Consider the following 19,425-nt stretch of genomic DNA (forward strand, 5'->3'; position numbering starts at 1 on the left):
ACCGGAACCGGTTCGTGAATGTTGCGCATTGCGCGTCGATGTGCACTTTGCGCAACAGTGCGACCCAGGCGGGTTCGCCGTCAAGGGATTCGCCCGCTCAGCCGAACAGTTCGCCGCCCAGCCGTTAGTGTTGCGCCATGCGGAACCAGGACTCGGGCAACGCAACGGGAACTCAAGTTCAGTCGGTCGACCGCGCGATTTCCGTGCTGGAACTGCTCGCGCGCAACGGGGAGTCGGGGATCACGGAGATCGCCGGTGAGCTCGGGGTGCACAAGTCGACGGCGTCCCGGCTGCTGAGTGTCCTGGAACAGCACGGGCTCGTCGAGCAGCTCGGCGAGCGCGGCAAGTACGCCATCGGGTTCGGCGTCGTGCGCCTCGCCGGCGCGGCCACCGGCCGCATGGACCTCGCGAAACTCGGCCGCCAGACCTGCCAGGCCCTGGCCGAGGAGCTCGGCGAGACGGTGAACATCGCGATCGCCGACGACGGCGTGGCCATCAACATCAGCCAGGCCCGCGGCTCGGCTGCCATCACCACGCAGAACTGGACCGGGCAGCGCACGCCGCTGCACGCGACCTCCAGCGGCAAGGTGCTGCTGGCCGCCATGTCCGAGGCCAAGCGCAAGCGCGTGTTCGGCCACGGCCTCGAGCGGTACACACCCCGCACGACCGTGGACCCCGAGGAGCTCGAGTCGGAGGTCGAGCGCGTGGCCGAGGACGGGTACGCGGCCTGCTTCGAGGAGCTCGAACTCGGCATGCACGCCGTCGCCGTGCCGATCCGCGGCCCGGGCGGCGAGGTCGTGGCGGCGATGAGCGCTTCAGGGCCTTCGTACCGGCTGTCGAAGCAGCGGATCAAGCAGATCGTGCGACCGATGACCGAGGCAGCCAAGGAACTTTCGGCCCAGCTCGGTTACTACGCCGACCGATCCTCCTAGGACTGTCCACAGTAGACAAGTATGCCGTCGGAACGTAAGTCCGTGGCCGAGGAACCGAAACGGACGAGGAGCGCTGGTTGACCCACTACGACGTGATCGTGATCGGCCTGGGCGGGATGGGCAGCGCGGCGGCGTACCGGCTCGCGCGGCGCGGGCAGCGGGTGCTCGGGATCGACCAGTTCGCGCCCGTGCACAACCTCGGCTCCAGCCACGGCGGTTCGCGCATCACCCGCCAGGCCTACCTCGAAGGCCCCGACTACGTGCCGTTGCTGCTGCGTGCGCACGAGCTGTGGGGCGAGCTCGAACGCGACACCGGCCGGCACCTGTTCACGCGCTGCGGCGGCCTGATGGCCGGTCCGCCGGATTCGCGCACGATCACCGGCAGCGTGCTCTCGGCCGAGAAGTTCGACATCCCCCACGAGCTGCTCGACGCCGCCGAGCTGCGCCGCCGCTTCCCCACCACCACCCCGCGCGACGACGAGGTCGCGCTCTACGAGCCGGGTGCCGGGTTCGTGTCACCCGAGGGCAGCGTGGCGGCGCACCTGCAGCTGGCCGCGCGCCACGGCGCCGAACTGCACCACGAGGAGCAGGTGTTCACGTGGAGCAGCTCGGAATCCGGCGTGCGCGTGGGCACGGCGGCGAGCTACTACACGGCGTCGAAGCTGGTGCTGTGCCCCGGCGCGTGGGCCCCCGGGCTGCTGGCCGACCTCGGCGTGGACTTCGAGGTGCAACGGCAGGTGCAGTACTGGTTCGACCCGGTCGACGCGGCGGCGTTCGCCCCCGAGCGGCACCCGGTGTACCTGTGGGAAACCGAGCGGGGCGAGCAGTTCTACGGCTTTCCCGCGCATTCGCCGCAGGGGGTGAAGGTGGCTTCGCACCTCGCCGGCACGCCCACCACGGCCGACACGATCGACCGCCGGGTGCACGACGACGAGGTGCGCGCCATCACCGAGCTCGTCGGCTCGCGGCTGCCGGGGCTCGGCACGTTCCACCGCGCGGCGACCTGCCTGTACACGAACACCCCCGACGAAGATTTCGTCATCGCCGCGCACCCGCGCCATCCGCGGGTGGTCGTGGCGTGCGGATTTTCGGGGCACGGCTTCAAATTCGTGCCCGTGGTCGGCGAGATCGTGGCGGACCTGGTCGTCGACGGGGCGACGACGCACCCCATCGCCTTGTTCGACCCGGCCCGGTTCGCCGCAGCCTGAAGTCTCAAGCCAGCAGCGACTTCGCCAAGGTCGGCAAGTCGACACCGGCCACGCCGTCGAGCACGTGCCAGGGCGCGAGCCAGCCGGCCGCGGCCAGTTCGTCGTACACGGCGGCGCACCGCTGTTGCAGCTCGTCGTCGGACTCGAACGCGTCGCGCGCGCGGGTGGTGTCCGCTTCGGCGCGGCGCACGGCCCGCTCGGCGGCCACCTTGGGCGCGACCCGCAGCAGCAGGTGCGCGTCGGGCTTCGGCAGGGCGAAGCGCTCGACTTCGAGGTCCCACACCCAGCGCACGACGTCGCCGTCGGCGTGCTCGCGCAGGCGCGCGGCGGCGTACGCGGCGTTGGACGCGACGTAGCGGTCGAGCAGCACCACGTCGTTGTCGGCCAGCAGCGCGCGGATCTCGCCGGCCGCGCCGCTGCGGTCCAGCGCGTAGAGCAGGGCCATGCCGTAGACGGAGTCGGCGAGGTCGCCGTGGCCGCGGTGCAGGGCCTCGCGCACGAGGTCGGCGTGGACGCTGCGGCCGTAGCGCGGGAACGCCAGGCTGCCGACCCGCGCTCCCCCGCGCGCCAGCTCAGCGGTGAGCCCGTCGGCGAGGGTGCGCTTGCCGGCACCGTCCAGACCTTCGATCACGACCAGTCGCCCCACGTCGCTCACCCTAGGACAGCGGGCGCGGCTCGTACTCTGTGGCCATGAGTCCTGATGCGACGCCGAAGCGCCGCGACCCCGTGGCCACGCGGGCGGCGATCCTGAACGCCGCCCGCAAGGCGTTCACCGAGCGCGGCTACGACGGCGCCGGCGTGCGCGAGATCGCCGGCGCGGCCGACGTCGACGCGCGGCTGATCGGCAAGTACTTCGGCTCGAAGGAAGGGCTCTTCGCCGAGGTCGTGGAGGTCGCGTTCGAGAAGTCGATGATGATGACCCCCGAGACCAACGCCGAGGCGGCGAAGGCGCTGATGACCGGCGACGACCGGCACGCGTCCGACGGCATGCTGCTCACCCTGCGCTCGGTCGCCAACCCGCGCGCGGCGGCGATCATGCGCGAGAGCCTCGAACGCAACTACCAGACCCGCCTGGCCGACGCGTTGCCCGGCGAAGACGCCACCGGCCGGGCGGCGGTGCTGATCGCCATCTGCGCCGGGATGCTGCTCAACCGCATGCTGCTGGGTTCCACCGTGCTCACCGGGCCGGACGCCGAAGGCCTGACCCCGTACCTGCACGCGGCACTCGACGCCGTCGCGAAGTCACCCGGGCAAGGGGTGGTCGACCGGCGGCCCGGCGGGAGGGACGGCACCGCCGGGCACGCCGGTACGGCTCAGGCGGCCGCGCGCCGCGACCGCAGCAGGTAACCCCCGCCGCCGGCGAGCAGCAGACCCGCGAGGATGGCCAACGGGAGCCAGCCCGAGTCGTGGTCCTCGGGCGGCGGGGTGTCGCCGCGCGGGAGGACGTCGGCGACGAGGCGGTACGCGGGGGCCTCGCCGGTGGCGGCCCGCGGGACGAAGTGGGCGTTGCCGACGCCGGAGGGCTGCGCCGCGCTCGCGCCCGGTGCCGACATCAGCAACGCCATGCCGACGAGCACCACGAGCGCCAGCACCCGCCCGGTGGTGCGGACCCGCTCGAGGTGGCCGCGGCCGCGGTGCGCCGCCGCACGGGCGGCGCGACGTTCCTGTTCCACTCCCACCCCCACGACGTGACCCTCGGTCGTCACAACGGTGAACAGCGCGGTCACGTGGAGCAAGATGCTCTTCCGGTGACCGAGGCGTTCCGGGTTGGTTCTGGAACACGGAATGGGCACCCTTGCGTGGCCAACCACCCCGAACGGGGGTCGGAGCGGCTACGGTGCGCTGCTAACGTGAACGTTCCGCGGTGTTCACGGCCGGCGCACGTGGTGATCTCCACACTGGTCTGGTGAAGGGACAAGCGGTGTCTCTCGACGGGGAAGGCGCACTGATCATCGAACCTGTTCGCCGTGGCTCGGGCGATCTGCCCGCGGAGCTGGCCGACGCGCTGCGCACCGGCGAGTTCCACCACGCCCTGCGCACGGCCATCGCGCACCGGGGCCTGTCGCTGGCGCGCTTGCGCGCCCACCTGGCGCTGCGTGGCGTCCAGATCGGACAGTCGACGCTCAGCTACTGGCAGCGGGGGCTGCGCCAGCCCGAGGTGCCCAAGGCGTTGCCGGCCGTGCGCGCGCTGGAGTCGGTGCTGCAGCTGCCGGCCGACTCGCTGGTGGTGCTGATCGGCCCGCGCACCGCCCGCCCGCGCGGGCACCAGGCCGCGGTGTCGTTCCACGACCTGCGCTCGGGCGACATGGGCTCGATCGTCGACCAGCTGCTCACCGACCTGGGTGTGCTGCCCTCGTCGAACCACTCCAACGCCGATCTCGAGCTGCTGTCGGTGCACGACCGCATCACTGTCGACGAGCGCCGCCGCCAAGTCGGCATCCGCACCCGACTGGTCACCCGCGCTCGCCGGCACGGCCCCGACCGCTACGTGACCGTGTACAACGGCGATCCCGGCTGCAAGATCGAGGACGTCGAGGTGATCACCGCCGAGGGCTGCCGCGTCGGGCGCATCCGCCGCCACGCGGGCGCCGAGACCATGGCGACCGAGCTGCTCTTCGACCGCAAGCTCGGCGAAGGCGACATCCACGTCTTCTGCTTCGAGGTCCGCGACGACTCGAGCGCGCTGTTCCCCGGCTACTACCGCATGCTGCGCGACCAGGCCGCGAGCTACCTGCTCCAGCTGCAGTTCGCACCGTCCGCGATGCCCGCCCGCTGCACCCGCCAGGTCCGCGCCCGCGACGACGCCCTGCCCGTGGAGGCCGAAGAGCTGCCGCTGGACACGGGCGGCGTCACGAGCGGGTACTTCCGCGACGCGGGCCCCGGCCTCGCCGGGATCGCCGTGGAGTGGAACTGAGCCCGGTGAAGAACCAGGCCCCTGACCTGCGTTGACGTGTCCTGGGACCACGCGCACGATGAGGATTTCGGGGCAGTCTCACCAGGAGCCGGCAATGAGTTTCGTACAAGTCATCGAGTTCAAGACCTCCCGCCCGGACGAGCTGAACGAGCTCATGGACGAGTGGAAAACCGCGACGCAGGGCAGCCGCACGGCCACCCACGCGGTGGTGATGAGCGACCGCGACAACCCCGGGACCTACATGGAGTTCGTCGAGTTCCCCTCGTACGAGGAGGCCATGCGGAACTCGCAACTGCCGGAGACCTCGAAGATCGCCGAGCGCATGAGCAAGCTGTGCGACGGTCCGCCCGTGTTCCACAACCTCGAAGTGATGCGGGACGAACGGCTCTGAGCGGCCGGGCGTCGCGAGAGCACCCGGCTGCCGTCGTCAGAGGATGATCAGATCCGTGACGGTGTAGGACAACGAGCCGCGGAAACCCGCCCCCGTGCGCTGCGGGCGAGGTCGGCCAGCTCCTCGGCCTGCGCCGGGAAGAACGACAGGTCACCGGTGCCCGTCCACGTGCCCGCCACCTGCGGGGTGTCCGAAACGGACTGTGTCAGCTCGTGCACCGCGGGGTTGCGGTACTGGCCGGCCGACAGGCGCGGGAAGTAGCGCAGGTTCACGATCGGGCGGCCGAGCGCCGGGATCGTGGGCGCGGTCTTCTCCAGCGTCACCTGGGCCGAGGCCAGCTGGCGGCCGTTGGACGAGAGCGTGGCGCCGAACCGGCCGCCCGGGCCGACGACCGGGCCGGCCTGGCTCGGCACGCCGAACGCGCGCGTCTGGTGGATCGCGCCGATCTTCTTCGGGAAGCCCTGGATCCAGCCGCGGGCCAGCGCTTCGTCGTTGTCCACGTAGATGTACGGGCACCAGGCGACCGGCGAGCCGTTGTGCACGGCGTCCATCAGGATCAGGAACTCGCTGTACTGGCTGCGCACCGGGTCGAGGTATTCGTTGTCACTGGCGGAAAACTGCCAGTCGATGAACAGCGCGTAACCGTGGCCGGAGCTGGCCGGGTCCGGGTCCAGACCGGTCGGCAGCGACGCGGCGGCCGCGCCGGGCGTGGTCCAGAACTCGACGCCGACGATGTCGCCCACGTAGTGCCACGGCGGCGTCGGCGCGAGGTTCGCGACACCGCGGGCGCTGAGCGGATAGCTGTAGCCCTTGAGGCGTTCGTTCACCGGCGTGGTCGTGGCGCTGTCGGCGAACGCCGGTGTGCTCATCGCACCGGCCGCCACCGCGGCCAGCCCTCCGGCGATGACCCCTCTTCGGCCCACTTCTCCTGCGGACAAGGCAGATCCCCTTTGCTTCGGCAATCCCCGGCCGTGCGACACGGCCGCTTCACCTCGGGAAACTCCCGCACGAGGGCCGCGGTTCAGGGAAACCGCCGGCCGATGCCGAGAAGGCACCTCCGAAGCGGATCTTCGGGCAGACCGGGTCCCGCGGACTTGTCACCACGCACAGCCGTGTGTGCACCGCGGGCCCGCCCACGCCCGGGAAACCGAAGCGGCGCCCCGGAAACACCCGGGGCGCCGCTGGGGCGGAACCAGTCGCTCAGTAGCGGTAGTGGTCCGACTTGAACGGGCCTTCCACGTCCACGTCGATGTACTCGGCCTGCTCCTTGGTGAGCTTGGTCAGCTCGCCACCGAGGGCCTGGAGGTGGATGCGCGCCACCTTCTCGTCGAGCTTCTTCGGCAGGCGGAACACCTCCTTGTCGTACTCCTCGTGCTTGGTGAACAGCTCGATCTGCGCGATGACCTGGTTCGAGAAGCTGTTGGACATCACGAACGACGGGTGTCCGGTCGCGTTGCCGAGGTTGAGCAGGCGGCCTTCCGACAGCACGATGATCGTGTTCCCGTTGGGGAACACCCACTCGTCGACCTGCGGCTTGATGTTGATCCGGTGGATGCCCGGGTAGCGCGCGAGACCGGCCATGTCGAGCTCGTTGTCGAAGTGACCGATGTTGCCGACGATCGCCTGGTGCTTCATCTTCGCCATGTGCTCGACCATCACCACGTTCTTGTTGCCGGTGGTGGTGATCACGATGTCGGCCTCGGGCAGCACGTTCTCGAGCGTCTTGACCTGGTAGCCGTCCATCGCCGCCTGCAGCGCGCAGATCGGGTCGATCTCGGTCACGATCACGCGCGCGCCCTGGCCGCGCAGCGACTCCGCCGCGCCCTTGCCGACGTCGCCGTAACCGCAGACCACGGCCACCTTGCCGCCGATGAGCACGTCGGTGCCGCGGTTGATGCCGTCGATGAGCGAGTGGCGGATGCCGTAGCGGTTGTCGAACTTCGACTTGGTCACCGCGTCGTTCACGTTGATCGCCGGGAAGAGCAGCTCACCCGCGGCGGCGAGCTGGTAGAGCCGCAGCACGCCGGTGGTGGTCTCCTCGGTCACGCCGCGGATGCCCTCGCCGATGGTGGTCCACTTGGACTTGTCGGCGGCGAGAGACGCGCGCACCAGCTCCAGGAAGACCTTCCACTCATCGGAGTCGTTCTCGTCGGCGGACGGCACGACACCGGCCTTCTCGTACTCGGTGCCCTTGTGCACGAGCATGGTGGCGTCACCGCCGTCGTCGAGGATCATGTTCGGGCCCTCGCCGTCCCAGGTGAGCATGCGCTCGGTGCACCACCAGTACTCCTCCAGCGACTCGCCCTTCCAGGCGAACACCGGCACGCCCTTCGGCTCCTCGGGGGTGCCGTGCGGGCCGACGACCACGGCGGCGGCCGCGTGGTCCTGCGTGGAGAAGATGTTGCACGAGGCCCAGCGCACCTCCGCGCCCAGCGCCACCAGCGTCTCGATGAGCACGGCGGTCTGCACGGTCATGTGCAGCGAACCGGACACCCGCGCCCCGCGCAGCGGGTAGACCTCGGCGTACTCGCGGCGCAGCGCCATCAGGCCCGGCATCTCGTGCTCGGCGAGGCGGATCTCCTTGCGGCCGAACTCGGCGGCCTCGAGGTCGGCGACGGCGAACTCGATGCCGCCCCGGGTGTCGTGCCGCTCGGCAACGCTTTCGGGGGTCATAGTGCGGTTCCTCCAAGGATTGATGGCATCTGAACAGTACCGTTGTCGGCTTGACGTCCCCCCGACCGGCTTAGGAGACCCTTACCGTGCCCGCCCCACTGCCCGGCCCCGACACCCGCATCGTCGAGCTGAGGGTGGCCGGACTGGCGGGCACGAGCGGCGAAACGCTCCTGGACGCCGTGTCCACCGTCGACGTCGCCGGCGACGGGACAGGCAGGGTGGTGCGCCCGGCGGACCGGCTGCGGCGCCCGGCCCCCGGGCCGGTCGTGCCCGCACTGGGCCGGTCCATCCCGCGCACGCTCGAAGGATACCTGTGGAGCCGCATGACCTCGGGCGGCGCCGCCAAGGCCACGTGGGCGCTGCTGTTCCCGTTCTCGCTGGCCAACGTCGCGTTCTGGATGCTGCCGCCGGTGCACCGCGCGCGGTGGCTCGGCGGGCTGTGCCGCGGGCTGCTGCGCGTGGCCGCCGTGCTGCTGACGATGCTGCTGATCGGGCAGATCGCCGTGACCGCGCTCGACTTGTTCGCCACGCAGTGCCTCGCACCGGGCAGCGGCTGCCTGCCGTGGGTGCCGTCGGAGCTGCGCTCGTCACCCGTCCGGCTGACGATCGGCGTGGCCATCCTGTTCGCGGTGGTGTTCGTGCTGCACCGCGTCTCGTCGTCGAACTGGCGGGTGCAGGCCCCCGAGTCCCGCGCCCGGCGCGGCTCACCCCTGCAGCTGCTCGCCGATCCCGAAGCGCCCGGCATGTCGGCGACGCACACGGTGGCCGCGCTGGCCTGCGTCGCGTTGCTGCTGCTCGGCGGGCCGCTGCACGTGCCCGACGACGTACCCCGGCTGATCGGCTGGATCTGCGTGCTGGGGTTGGTGGTCGCGGTGATCGTCGGCGCGGCCATCGGCAGTGACCCCGGACGGGTTGCACGCCGCACGCTGATGACCTTCGCGGCGGCGCTGGTGGTCTTCGCCGCCGTGCTCGCCGCGCCACTGCCCGCGCGCGGCAGCCTGCGCGGCACCGACGGCACCGTCGAAGGGCTCGGCGCGGCGCTGCTGGCCATCACGATCCTGTTCGCCGCCGCGCTCGTGCCGATGGCGCTGCTGGCGCGGCGCTCGTGGAAAACGCGGCCGAAGCGGCTGCGCCCTTGGCTCGGTGGCTGGGCCGCGGCTCCGGTCGTGGCGCTCGCGGGCCTGCTCGGCGGCGGCTTCGGCGCCGGGCTGGGCATCGCCGTGCGCCGGCTGCTCGGCACGAAGGGGCTGCGGCTGCCCGAGACCTACGAGCTGATCACCGTGCTGTGGGGCGCCGGGCTCGCGTTGATCGCGGTGCTCGCCGTGGCGGGGTACGCGATCGCGGTGCCGCTGCGCCGGCGTCGTCGTGGCATCCCGCCGCTGGTCGAGCTGGTGCAGCTCGACGCGAAGCAGGAGGAGGCCGCCGCTCGTGCGTGGGCGAGGTCGGCGTGGGAACGCCGGCACCTGCACCAGCTGGTGATGATCGTGGCCATCGGGCTCGCCGTGGCCGGGCTCGCGCTGCTCGTGGTGCGCTTCGGTTTCGGGTTGCGGCCCGCGTGGTTCACGCCGGTGTCGGCCGTCGGCGTGTTCGCGCTCGGCGCGTTCGCGGCCGGCCTGCTGCGCGTGGTCTACACGGCGGCGCGCTCGCCCGAGCGCAACAGGCACTTGGGCGCACTGGCCGACCTCGTGTCGTTCTGGCCGCGAGCCGCGCACCCGACCGTGCCGCCGTGTTACGCGCTCAAGGTCGTGCCCGAGCTGACCGAACGCGTGAAGCAGCACCTCGCCGAACCGGGCACGCGGGTGGTGCTGTCGGGGCAGAACCTCGGCAGCCTGCTCGCCGTGCTCGCGGCCGCGCGCCTGTCGACCGAGCTCACCGCCGACGAACGCGACCGGGTCGGCCTGCTCACCGCCGGGTCGCCGTTGCAGTGGGGCTACCAGCGCGCGTTCCCCGCGGTACTGCCGCAGGATTCGCTCGCGGCGCTGTTCGGCGACCTCGACGGCCGCTGGCGCGCACTGTGCCGGGGCACGGACATCTTCGGCGGCGGCGTCACGACCTGGCGCCACAACGTGTCCGGCCGCCACCTGATCGGCGACGGCTACCGGCCCGAAGGCGGCTCGGGCCCGCTGGAGGCCACCCCCGAGGAGTCCGGCGTGCTCGTGCTCGGCGGCGACCACTGGCTGCCCGACCCGCTGCGCGCACCCGACGGCCGCCGCCGCTGGGCCCCCGGCGTGCTCGAGCACAACGACTACCTCGCCGACGCCGAGTGGGACCAGGCACTTGCGATGGCCGCGGGCCTCGGGCGGCCGGGCGGACGCTCGCGGCTGCTGGGCGAGCAGGGCTCACTCTTCGGCGACCTGCCGCGACCACGCTGAAAATCCTTACCCCGTAACGAAAAGGCCGGAGGGGAGCCGCACCCGTGGGCAAACGGGCACGGCCCCCCTCCGGTACCAAGGGAACCCGAAAAGCGGATCAGTTGGCGCTGCCGCGGCGGAACTTCAGCAGCGCGAGCAGGCCACCACCGAGAACGAGCAGCGCGGCGGCGATGTAGATCAGCCACGCGTTGTCGAAGCCGGTGTTGGCGAGCTGGCCGCCGGTGCCACCGGTCTCGTTGCCGGCCGGGACGGCGACAGCGGCGGTGGTGCTGGTCGGCGCCTCGGTCGGCGTGGCGGCCTGCGACGTGGTCGGCACCGACGAGGTCTCGGTCGGCTGCGTGGTCGGCGTCTCCGACGGCTTGGTCGGCTGCGTCGTCTCCGGCGCGGTCTTCGTGCCGCAGGCGAACCACTTGTCGATCTTCGGCTGGCTGCCGTTGTAGTTGTGCGGCGCGATCAGGTCGTTCCAGGGCAGGTCCTTGTCCAGGTTCTTCTTGCCCGGGACGTAGACCGCGTAGCCGTCGTCGCCGCCGGCGACGACAACCGCCTCGACCTTGACGCCTTCCTTGGTGGCGGTGATGTTCAGCGACTTGCTCTTGTCGCCGCCGGTGAACGTGAAGTCACCCTGGTCGAGCTTCTTGCCGCTGACGCCCTTGATGGAGGAGCAGTCGGGGTTGTGACCCTGGATCGGGTTCGCGCGACCGTCGTCGGAGGTGCAGGCGAGGGCGGACGTCGCCGTGCCCAGCAGAGCGAGACCGGCCACCGCGGCGACCGTGAAACCCGCACGCAGTCTGGTGATGGTGGGCATTCAGAAAACTCCTGTACCGAACGGGGGATATCAGAGAAGATCTGCGCACTCCCAGTGAGGGCCAAAACCACTTACCGTATGAATCACACACGAGTGATTAACCCGTCAGAGGGAAGCCGAGGCGGACGGTATCGCATACGGCTCGCGTGATCACCCTGCGTTCGAGAGGTGATCCAAACCGAGATACGGAGGTTACCTCTTCGTGATCATTCTGATTTAGATGACAAGTCGGCAACCTCACGCAACCTTCCCGGGTCCCGGTGAATGCCCAGGTCAGGAACGCAAAACGGCGCGCCACCCCACGTGGGGCGAGGGGCCGTGACGAGCAGTGGTTCAGTCCTCTGAAGGCGCTGAGGATCCGCCGGTGGGCCCGGAGGGCACCACGGGTTCCTCTCCTGACGCGATCCGTTTGCCGAGCAGCGAGTGCCGCCGGCTGTAGACGAAGTAGAGGACGACCCCGACGGCCATCCAGGCCAGGAACCGCAGCCAGGTCAGCACCGTCAGGTTCAGCATCAGCCACAGGCACGCGAGGATCGCCAGGATCGGGATCAGCGGCACCCCCGGCACGCGGAACGCGCGCGGCAGGTCCGGCCGCGTGCGGCGCAGCACCAGCACACCGGCCGACACCAGGATGAACGCGAAGAGCGTGCCGACGTTCACCATCTCCTCGAGCTTGTCGGCCGGGAAGAACGTCGCGGCGACGGCCACGAGTCCGCCCACGAGCAGCGTCGCGCGCTTCGGGGTGCCGTGGACACCGGTCTTGGCCAGACCACGCGGGATGAGGTGGTCCCGCGACATCGCGAAGATGATCCGCACCTGCCCGAGCATCAGGACCATGACCACGGTCGTGAGACCCGCCAGCGCGCCGACGGAGATGAGGTTCGCGGCCCAGTCCACGCCGTTGGCGGAGAACGCCGTGGCGAGCGTCTTGTGGCCGCCGTCGCCGGCCGAGGTGGCCAGGTCGGTGTAGGGCACCATGCCGACGACCACGAGCGACACGGCCACGTACAGCACCGTCACGATGGCCAGCGAGCCGAAGATGCCGCGGGGCACGGATTTCTGCGGGTTGCGCGTCTCCTCTGCGGTGGTCGCCACGATGTCGAACCCGATGAACGCGAAGAACACCAGCGACGCACCGGCCAGCAGGCCGAACACACCGAACGAGCTGCTGCCGCCACCCGCGATCACCGAGAACAGCGACTGCTCCACACCACTGTCGCCGGGCCCGCCGGGCTTGCCTTCGGGGATGAACGGCGTGTAGTTCGCGCCCTTGACGTAGAAGACGCCGAGGATGATCACGAACAGCACCACCGCGACCTTGATGCCGGTGATCACCATGGAGAACCGGGAAGACAGCTTGGTGCCCACGGCCAGCAGCGTCGTGAGCACGGCCACGACCACGAGCGCACCCCAGTCGATGGTGACCCAGCCGAGGTCGAACGTCGTCGTCGCGCCCTTGCCGAACAGGTAACCCAGCACGGTCTCGAGGTAGACCGACCAGCCCTTCGACACCGCCGCCGCGCCCACGGCCAGCTCCAGGATCAGGTCCCAGCCGATGATCCACGCCATGAACTCGCCGAAAGTGGCGTAGGAGAACGTGTACGCACTGCCCGCGACCGGCACGGTCGAGGCGAACTCGGCGTAGCACAGGGCGGCCAGCGCGCACGCGATCGCGGCGAACACGAACGCGAGCGACACCGACGGGCCCGAAAAGTCACCCGCCGTGCGCGCGGTGAGCGTGAAGATGCCGGCACCGATGACCACCGCGACGCCGAACACCGTGAGGTCCCAGGCGCTCAGGTTCCTCCGGAGCTTGGTGTCGGGCTCGTCGGTGTCCGCGATGGACTGCTCGATCGACTTCGTGCGCCACAAACCATGCCCGGGCACCGCGACCTCCTGGAGCTGCCGGCAATCTGGGTAAATCACCCTAACGCGGCATTCCGGAGGTGGCGCGGTGAGAGTTGATCACCGCGCGTCGCGGTCGAGGTCCGGTTCGAGGTAGATGAGTGACGCGACCGGGATCTTCGCGCGCACGCGGGCTTCGGCGTCGTCGATGGCCGTGGCGATCTCGGCGGTGTCGAGCCCGGGCACCAGCGCGAGTTTCGCGGCCACGAGCAGCTCGTCGGGGCCGAGGTACTGGGTGCGGATGTGGATCACGCGCTCGACCTTGCCGGCGGCCAGTTCGTCGACGATCGTCGTGAGGTCGGAGGCGGTCGCGCCCTCGCCGATGAGCAGGCTCTTCATCTCGACGATGAGGATCACGGCGATCACGCCGAGCAGCGCGCCGATGAACACGGTGCCGATGCCGTCGAACACCGGGTCGCCGGTGATCACCGACAGGCCCACGCCGAGCAGCGCGAACACGAGACCGACGAGCGCGCCCGTGTCCTCCAGCAGCACGACCGGGAGCTCGGGTTCCTTGGCCTGGCGGATGAAGCCCCACCAGCTGACCGAGCCCTTGATCTTCCGCGACTCGCCGATGGCGGTGTGGAAGCTGTAGCCCTCCAGGCAGATCGCGACCAACAGGATGATCACGGCCACGATCGGCGACTCGAGCGGCTCGGGCTCCAGGATCTTGTGGATGCCCTCGTACAGCGCGAAAGCCGAGCCGAGCGTGAACAGCATCAGCGCGACGATGAACGAGTAGAAGTAGCGCTCCCGGCCGAACCCGAAGGGGTGCTCCTTCGTGGCCCGCCGGCGCGACGACTTCTGCCCGAGCAGCAGCAGGCCCTGGTTCGACGTGTCGGCCAGGGAGTGCACCGACTCCGCCAGCATCGACGACGAGCCCGTGACCAGGAACCCGACGAACTTCGCCACCGCGATCCCGGCGTTGGCCGCGAGCGCGGCGATGATCGCCTTGGTACCGCCACCAGTCGACACGCGTGCTCCCCTGCTCCCGTGGATTCCCGAAATGCCCGATCGGGAGCCTAGAGGACCCGGTGGTCCGCAGCCGCCTCGGCCACGTGAACGTTTGCCGCGTTCACCACGAAGACGTCTTGAGGGAACCCGGGTTCCCTCAAGACGTCCGGGCGGACCTCAGTCCTCGCAGGTGCCCGCGGTGGCGCGGAACAGCTGCGCCGGCTCGCCCCCGAGCGGGCGGACCGACACGGCCGGGTCGGCCGCGGGCAGCCACACCGACTGCCCGCGCAGCAGCTCGACCTGTTCGCCGTCCTGGGCCGTCACGAGCAGGTCGCCTTCGGTGCACAGCAGGATCTGCGGGCCGGTGCAGTCGACCACGAGCTCCGTGGCGTCGCCGGCCTCCCAGCGCATGCGGGAGAGCTCGAACTCCGGCGCGTCCGTGTGGTAGACGGCCAGGCGCTGACCCGCGCAGTCGCCTTGGTGCACCGGCATCTCGCCGCACGCGAAGTCGACCACGCGCAGCAGCTCGGGCACGTCCACGTGCTTGGGTGTGAGCCCGCAGCGCAGGATGTTGTCGGAGTTGGCCAGGATCTCCACCGCGGTGCCGGAGAGATACAGGTGCAGGTTGCCGGCCGGGAGGTAGATCGCCTCGCCCGCCCGCAGCGTCAGGCGGTTGAGCAGCAGCGCCGCCAGCACGCCGGCGTCGCGCGGGTGCGCTTCGCCCAGCCCCAGGATCGTCCGGCACTCGATCCCGAACTCGCCGTGGTCGGCGACGTGGCGCACGCACGCGTCGAGCACCTCGGGCAGCAGCTCGTCGAGCAGCGACTGCGGCAACGTGATCCACGTGGTGAACAGGGCCCGCAGCCCCGCCGGGTCCGGCTGCGCTTCGAGCAGGCCGGTGTACTTCGCGAGGCCCGGTGTCTCGATGGCCTTGAGCAGCTTCACCGTGCGCTGCGGGTCACGGAACCCGGCCAGCGCGTGGAACTCGGTGAGCGCGCAGACGAGCTCGGGCTTCGCCGTCGGGTCCGGGTAGTTGCGGTTGGGCGCGTCGCGCGGGATGCCGAGGCGCTCCTCACGTTCGTGTCCCTCGGCGGCCTGCGCGGCCGAGGGGTGCGCCTGCATCGACAGCGGCTCCTCGGCCGCCAGGATCTTCAGCAGGAACGGCAGGCGGCCGCCCCAGCGCTTGGCACAGCGTTCGCCGAGCTGGCCGATCGGATCGGCGTCCACGAGCTCCAGCAGGCTCCGTTCGGTGCCGTCCGGGGCGAGCACGCGTGACGGGTCGCCCGGGTGGGCACCCATCCACAGCTCCGCCTCGGGGTGCGGCGCCGGCACCGGACGGCCCTGCAGCTGCGGGATCGCGGTGCGCGATCCCCAGGCGTAGGGCCGTACGGCGTTGCGCAACAGCTCCACTGTCACCTCAACTCCCAATCCTTCCCATCGGCCGGAGCCGATGTCGTGCGGGCGGTGCCGTCCCCACGGCGACCGTCCGCACTTGCTCCCCCTGATCCCGTGAGCCGTCAGACGGTGGCCGGCTCGTACCTCCCGGCGCCACCGATGCTGCCCGCCGCGAGCCCGAGGTACACCGCGGCGAGCTCGAACCGGAGCGCGAGCACCGCGGCCCGGACGATCTCGTCCGCTTCGAACTCCTCGGCGGGCGCGATCACGTCCGCGTCCGGCAGGAACTCCTCGGCCTGGAAGCGGGCCGCCTCGGCGGCGGGCCCGGTCCGCACCGAGAGCAACAGCACTCTCGTGGCGGTTCCACCGGGTGAGTCGTCCGGATCGGCGAAGATGTCACGCTCTTGGCCACCCGATTGCGCAACCCGTCGAAGAGCGGGCCGCGCGAGCGCCTGCCGGAAGTCTTCCGAATCGCACACCAAGCCAGCGTGCGCTGCGAAAGCGTGCGCCGCGTGCTCCGCGACGGCCACCGCCACGGGGTCGAGCCCCCACAGCAGCGGGATGCGGTCCGCGACCCGCAGCGCAAGCGCTTTCGCCGGGTTCGCGAACGACTCGCGGGCGAGGTAGTCCTTCTCGGCCTCGAGGTCGAGCTGGTCGGCCAGAGTCTGCACGTCGGCCACCAGCAACCCGAGCGCGTTGGCCGTGAGCAGCCCGGCGGCCAGGCCACGCGGGAAAGCGAGCTCCGGCGGCACCGGAACGCGCGGCGCGAGCAGCAGGCCCTTGCCGGCGACCGAGGCGGCGACCGGGCCCTCGGCCGGCGCGGACAGCACCACCGTCGCGCCGAACCGGGCCGCGCGCTCCAGCGAAGCGGCCAGCTCGCGGTCACCCGGGTCGTCGGTGTGCGCGAAGACCACGTCGAGCGCGCCGATCCACGACGGCACGATCTCGGCCACGACCACCGGCACCGGGCACGCCGGCGCGAGCAGCGCCGCCAGCAGGCGCGTGAGCGTGCGGCTGACGCCGGGCCGGTCGATGAGCACGAGCGAACGCGGGCGCCCCAGGTCGAGCCGGTCGCTCAGCTCCAGCTCGGCCGCGGCCTCGGCGGTGGCCCGCACCTGCGCCCCGGCCATGGCGGCGGCACGCAGCAGCCCCGCGCTGTCGGCCTCGGCCAGGCGCGCGGGATCGTCGAGCAGCGAATCGTCAAGCACTGTCGGCATGGCTGTCATCCGGCTCACCGGGGGTGCTGGGGGCGCCGTCGCGGCCGAGGACCGCTTCGTCGAGCAGCAGCACGGGGATCCCGTCGCGGACCGGGTACACCCGGCCGCACTCGGTGCAGGTCAGCGCTTCGGCATCCGCGTCGTCGGGCGTGCCGGGACGCAGCGGGGCGTGATCCGGCGACGGGCACGCGAGGATCTCGAGCAGCTCGGCGTCGAGCGTGATGGCCATGGTTCCTCCATACCACGCGTAGGTGGGTCGCAACGGCACCTTCCGGACACAGTTCGCTCCGGTCGGTCACGGACAGCTTGGCTCGCTCAGCCCCGGACGATGACCAGTACGTCGTCGGTGAGGGCCTCGACCGCGGCGCGGTCGGCGGCTTCGACGTTGAGCCGGAGCAGCGGCTCGGTGTTCGACGGGCGCAAGTTGAACCACGCGCCGCCCGGCAGCTGCACGGTCAGGCCGTCGAGCTCGTCGATCGCGACGCCCGGCTTGTCCGCGTACGCGTCCTTCACCGCTAGCATGCGCGCGACCTGGTCGGACACGGTCGAGTTGATCTCGCCCGAGGCCGCGTAGCGCGAGAAGTCCTGGGTGAGGGCGGACAGGGGGCCGTCCTGCTCGCCCAGCGCCGCCAGCACGTGCAGCGCGGCCAGCATGCCGGTGTCGGCGCGCCAGAAGTCGCGGAAGTAGTAGTGCGCGGAGTGCTCGCCGCCGAAGATCGCGCCGGTCCGCGCCATCTCCGCCTTGATGAACGAGTGGCCCACACGCGTGCGCACCGGCTTGCCGCCGTGCTCGGCGACGATTTCCGGGACGCCCTTCGACGTGATCAGGTTGTGGATCACCGTGCCGCCCGGCTCCTTGGCCAGCTCGCGCACGGCCACCAGCGCCGTGATCGCGCTCGGCGAGACGGGCTCGCCGCGCTCGTCGACCACGAAGCAGCGGTCGGCGTCGCCGTCGAAGGCCACGCCGGCGTCGGCGCCGACCTCGCGGACCTTGGCCTGCAGGTCGACGATGTTGGCCGGGTCGAGCGGGTTGGCCTCGTGGTTCGGGAAGGTGCCGTCGAGCTCGAAGTACATCGGCACGATCTCGATGGGCAGCCCGGCGAAGACCGTCGGGACGGTGTGGCCGCCCATGCCGTTGCCGGCGTCGACCACGATCTTCAGCTGCCGCGAGTGCGTGAGGTCGACGAGGTTGCGCAGGTAGGCCGCGTAGTCGCCGAGCACGTCGCGCTCGCTCACCGAGCCGGCCTTGCCCTCGAACTCGGGCACGCCCTGCTCCACGGTGTCGCGGATCTCCGAGAGCCCGGTGTCCTGCCCGACGGGGCTCGCGCCCGCGCGGCACATCTTGATGCCGTTGTACTTCGCAGGGTTGTGGCTGGCGGTGAACATCGCGCCCGGCATGTTCAGCGAGCCCGACGCGAAGTACAGCTCGTCGGTGCTGCACAGGCCGACGGACACCACGTCCAGGCCCTGGCTGGTCACGCCTTCGGCGAACGCGGCCGAGAGCGCGGGCGACGAGTCGCGCATGTCGTGGCCGATCACCACCGAGGGCGACTCGGCCTTGATGAGCAGTGCGAACGCGGCGCCGAAGTCGCGAACCAGTGACGCGTCGAGCTGCTCGCCGACCACGCCGCGAATGTCGTAGGCCTTCACGATGCCCGATAGATCTGGCACGCCTTCTCCCCGCCGTCCGTTCTCGTCGCGGCGCCGGTCGCGCCGCCCGGAAAGCCTACCGGCGGGAGCGGTGCTCAGGCGCGCCCGGGGAGCACGCGGAGGTGGCCGCGCCTGCCGGACGGGCCTTCCGGCTCGGGCGGCGGCGCCGGCCGGTCCGAGCGGCCCGCCTCGCGGACGGCCTCGGCCAGCGCGGTCAGCTCGTCGGCCGACTGCTCCGGAGTGGCGAACGTGCCCTCGTGGCGCACGACTTCCCAGCCCTTCGGCACGGTCAACCGCAGCGCGTGGGCCTCGCACAGGTCGTACGAATGCGGCTCAGAGGCGGTGGCGAGGGGACCGACGACGGCGGTGGAATCGCTGTACGCATACGTGAGCGTGGCGACAGCGGGCTCTGGACAACCCGTCCGCGAACATTTCCGTACGCTCCGCACGATCCAGAACGATAGCGTGTCGCCGCAAGGGGGCCCCGGCGACACGCGCGTGACGTGCGCGACCGCATAGACTTGCGCGGTGGCGACGGCTCGTGATTACCGACAACGGCAGCGGATGCGCAGGGACCGGCACGGCCGAGGCCTGCGAGGAGCGCTCTACCCCGCGTCCCTGCCCGCCGCCGCGAGCCGGGCGGAGAAGTTCGACGCGCTCGTGCTCGACGCGCTCGAACCCATCGAAGCGCGCTGGCGCCACGAGCTGACCAAGCTCGACGTGGCGGTCGACGAGGTTCCCGAAGTCCGGCCCGACGGCCGCGCCCCCGCCGACGGCGTGCTGCACGACGGCTCCGTGCCGCTCTCACGCCTGGTCCCGGCCGGCGTCGACCGCGCGGGGCTGCCCACGCGGGCGCGGATCGTGCTCTACCGGCGGCCGCTCGAAGCACGCGCCAAAGACCCGGGTGAGCTGGCGGAACTCGTGCACGACGTGCTCGTGGAACAGGTCGCGGGTTACCTCGGCGTCGAACCGGACGTGATCGAAGGCGAGTGAGGCCGCGCCCGCACGC

Annotated in this window: 19 protein-coding genes; 7 read left to right on the plus strand and 12 right to left on the minus strand. The window is 71.0% G+C overall.

What is annotated here, in order from left to right:
* Positions 1-137 precede the first annotated feature (137 nt).
* Both ACWEOE_RS24140 and solA read left to right on the plus strand, forming a co-directional pair.
* Positions 138-932, plus strand: coding sequence for an IclR family transcriptional regulator (locus ACWEOE_RS24140; protein WP_452012706.1), 795 nt, complete (start codon positions 138-140; stop codon positions 930-932).
* Positions 933-1,009: 77 nt separating this feature from the next.
* Positions 1,010-2,140, plus strand: a complete 1,131-nt coding sequence (gene solA / locus ACWEOE_RS24145; RefSeq protein WP_452012708.1) for an N-methyl-L-tryptophan oxidase — start codon at positions 1,010-1,012, stop codon at positions 2,138-2,140.
* A 4-nt stretch (positions 2,141-2,144) separates the two neighbouring features.
* Here the strand turns inward: solA and ACWEOE_RS24150 are convergent, their stop codons facing one another.
* On the minus strand, positions 2,145-2,795 hold the full coding sequence (locus tag ACWEOE_RS24150; protein ID WP_452012709.1) for a dTMP kinase: 651 nt from the start codon (positions 2,793-2,795) through the stop codon (positions 2,145-2,147).
* A 35-nt stretch (positions 2,796-2,830) separates the two neighbouring features.
* Here ACWEOE_RS24150 and ACWEOE_RS24155 point away from each other — a divergent pair, with 35 nt between their 5' ends.
* Complete coding sequence (locus tag ACWEOE_RS24155) at positions 2,831-3,487, plus strand: TetR/AcrR family transcriptional regulator (RefSeq protein WP_452012710.1); 657 nt, start codon at positions 2,831-2,833, stop codon at positions 3,485-3,487.
* Here the strand turns inward: ACWEOE_RS24155 and ACWEOE_RS24160 are convergent.
* Positions 3,454-3,867 (minus strand): LPXTG cell wall anchor domain-containing protein, encoded by a 414-nt coding sequence (locus ACWEOE_RS24160; protein ID WP_452012711.1) that lies wholly within the window; start codon positions 3,865-3,867, stop codon positions 3,454-3,456. The two genes, ACWEOE_RS24155 and ACWEOE_RS24160, sit on opposite strands and share 34 nt — an antisense overlap.
* Before the next feature lie 194 nt (positions 3,868-4,061).
* Here ACWEOE_RS24160 and ACWEOE_RS24165 point away from each other — a divergent pair, with 194 nt between their 5' ends.
* Both ACWEOE_RS24165 and ACWEOE_RS24170 read left to right on the plus strand, forming a co-directional pair.
* The gene (locus tag ACWEOE_RS24165; RefSeq protein ID WP_452012712.1) at positions 4,062-5,054 is read left to right on the plus strand and encodes a hypothetical protein; all 993 of its coding nucleotides are present in this window, start codon (positions 4,062-4,064) and stop codon (positions 5,052-5,054) included.
* 94 nt (positions 5,055-5,148) lie between these two features.
* The gene (locus tag ACWEOE_RS24170; protein WP_452012714.1) at positions 5,149-5,445 is read left to right on the plus strand and encodes a hypothetical protein; all 297 of its coding nucleotides are present in this window, start codon (positions 5,149-5,151) and stop codon (positions 5,443-5,445) included.
* A gap of 47 nt (positions 5,446-5,492) precedes the next feature.
* On the opposite strand, the gene ACWEOE_RS24175 is transcribed toward ACWEOE_RS24170, so the two are convergent.
* Both ACWEOE_RS24175 and ahcY read right to left on the minus strand, forming a co-directional pair.
* Entirely contained in the window at positions 5,493-6,383 is an 891-nt protein-coding gene (locus ACWEOE_RS24175; RefSeq protein ID WP_452012715.1) for an acetoacetate decarboxylase family protein, read from the minus strand.
* A 262-nt stretch (positions 6,384-6,645) separates the two neighbouring features.
* Positions 6,646-8,118 (minus strand): adenosylhomocysteinase, encoded by a 1,473-nt coding sequence (ahcY, locus tag ACWEOE_RS24180; RefSeq protein WP_452012716.1) that lies wholly within the window; start codon positions 8,116-8,118, stop codon positions 6,646-6,648.
* Positions 8,119-8,204: 86 nt separating this feature from the next.
* On the opposite strand from ahcY, the gene ACWEOE_RS24185 reads away from it, so the two are divergent.
* Positions 8,205-10,490, plus strand: a complete 2,286-nt coding sequence (locus tag ACWEOE_RS24185; RefSeq protein WP_452012717.1) for a hypothetical protein — start codon at positions 8,205-8,207, stop codon at positions 10,488-10,490.
* 97 nt (positions 10,491-10,587) lie between these two features.
* Here ACWEOE_RS24185 and ACWEOE_RS24190 read toward each other — a convergent pair whose 3' ends face one another.
* The 8 genes from ACWEOE_RS24190 to ACWEOE_RS24225 form a co-directional block, all read right to left on the minus strand.
* Complete coding sequence (locus ACWEOE_RS24190; protein WP_452012719.1) at positions 10,588-11,295, minus strand: LPXTG cell wall anchor domain-containing protein; 708 nt, start codon at positions 11,293-11,295, stop codon at positions 10,588-10,590.
* A gap of 333 nt (positions 11,296-11,628) precedes the next feature.
* A complete protein-coding gene (locus tag ACWEOE_RS24195; RefSeq protein ID WP_452012721.1) occupies positions 11,629-13,182 on the minus strand; it encodes an amino acid permease in 1,554 nt (517 codons plus the stop codon).
* A 78-nt stretch (positions 13,183-13,260) separates the two neighbouring features.
* A complete protein-coding gene (locus ACWEOE_RS24200; RefSeq protein ID WP_452012723.1) occupies positions 13,261-14,175 on the minus strand; it encodes a cation diffusion facilitator family transporter in 915 nt (304 codons plus the stop codon).
* 156 nt (positions 14,176-14,331) lie between these two features.
* Entirely contained in the window at positions 14,332-15,564 is a 1,233-nt protein-coding gene (gene manA, locus ACWEOE_RS24205; protein ID WP_452012845.1) for a mannose-6-phosphate isomerase, class I, read from the minus strand.
* 107 nt (positions 15,565-15,671) lie between these two features.
* Positions 15,672-16,766, minus strand: coding sequence for a hypothetical protein (locus ACWEOE_RS24210; RefSeq protein ID WP_452012725.1), 1,095 nt, complete (start codon positions 16,764-16,766; stop codon positions 15,672-15,674).
* Positions 16,750-16,995, minus strand: a complete 246-nt coding sequence (locus tag ACWEOE_RS24215) for a Trm112 family protein (protein ID WP_452012726.1) — start codon at positions 16,993-16,995, stop codon at positions 16,750-16,752. The genes ACWEOE_RS24210 and ACWEOE_RS24215 overlap by 17 nt, the downstream gene beginning before the upstream one ends.
* 86 nt (positions 16,996-17,081) lie before the next feature.
* Positions 17,082-18,437, minus strand: a complete 1,356-nt coding sequence (locus ACWEOE_RS24220; RefSeq protein WP_452012728.1) for a phosphomannomutase/phosphoglucomutase — start codon at positions 18,435-18,437, stop codon at positions 17,082-17,084.
* 74 nt (positions 18,438-18,511) lie between these two features.
* Positions 18,512-18,865 carry a DUF3499 domain-containing protein gene (locus ACWEOE_RS24225; protein ID WP_204093559.1) on the minus strand — a complete coding sequence of 118 codons (354 nt, stop codon included), beginning with the start codon at positions 18,863-18,865 and terminating at the stop codon, positions 18,512-18,514.
* Between the two features lie 115 nt (positions 18,866-18,980).
* Between ACWEOE_RS24225 and ACWEOE_RS24230 the strand changes: the two genes are divergently transcribed.
* Positions 18,981-19,409, plus strand: a complete 429-nt coding sequence (locus tag ACWEOE_RS24230; protein ID WP_452012730.1) for a metallopeptidase family protein — start codon at positions 18,981-18,983, stop codon at positions 19,407-19,409.
* Positions 19,410-19,425 lie beyond the last annotated feature (16 nt).

This window comes from Amycolatopsis sp. NPDC004368, from assembly GCF_053602515.1.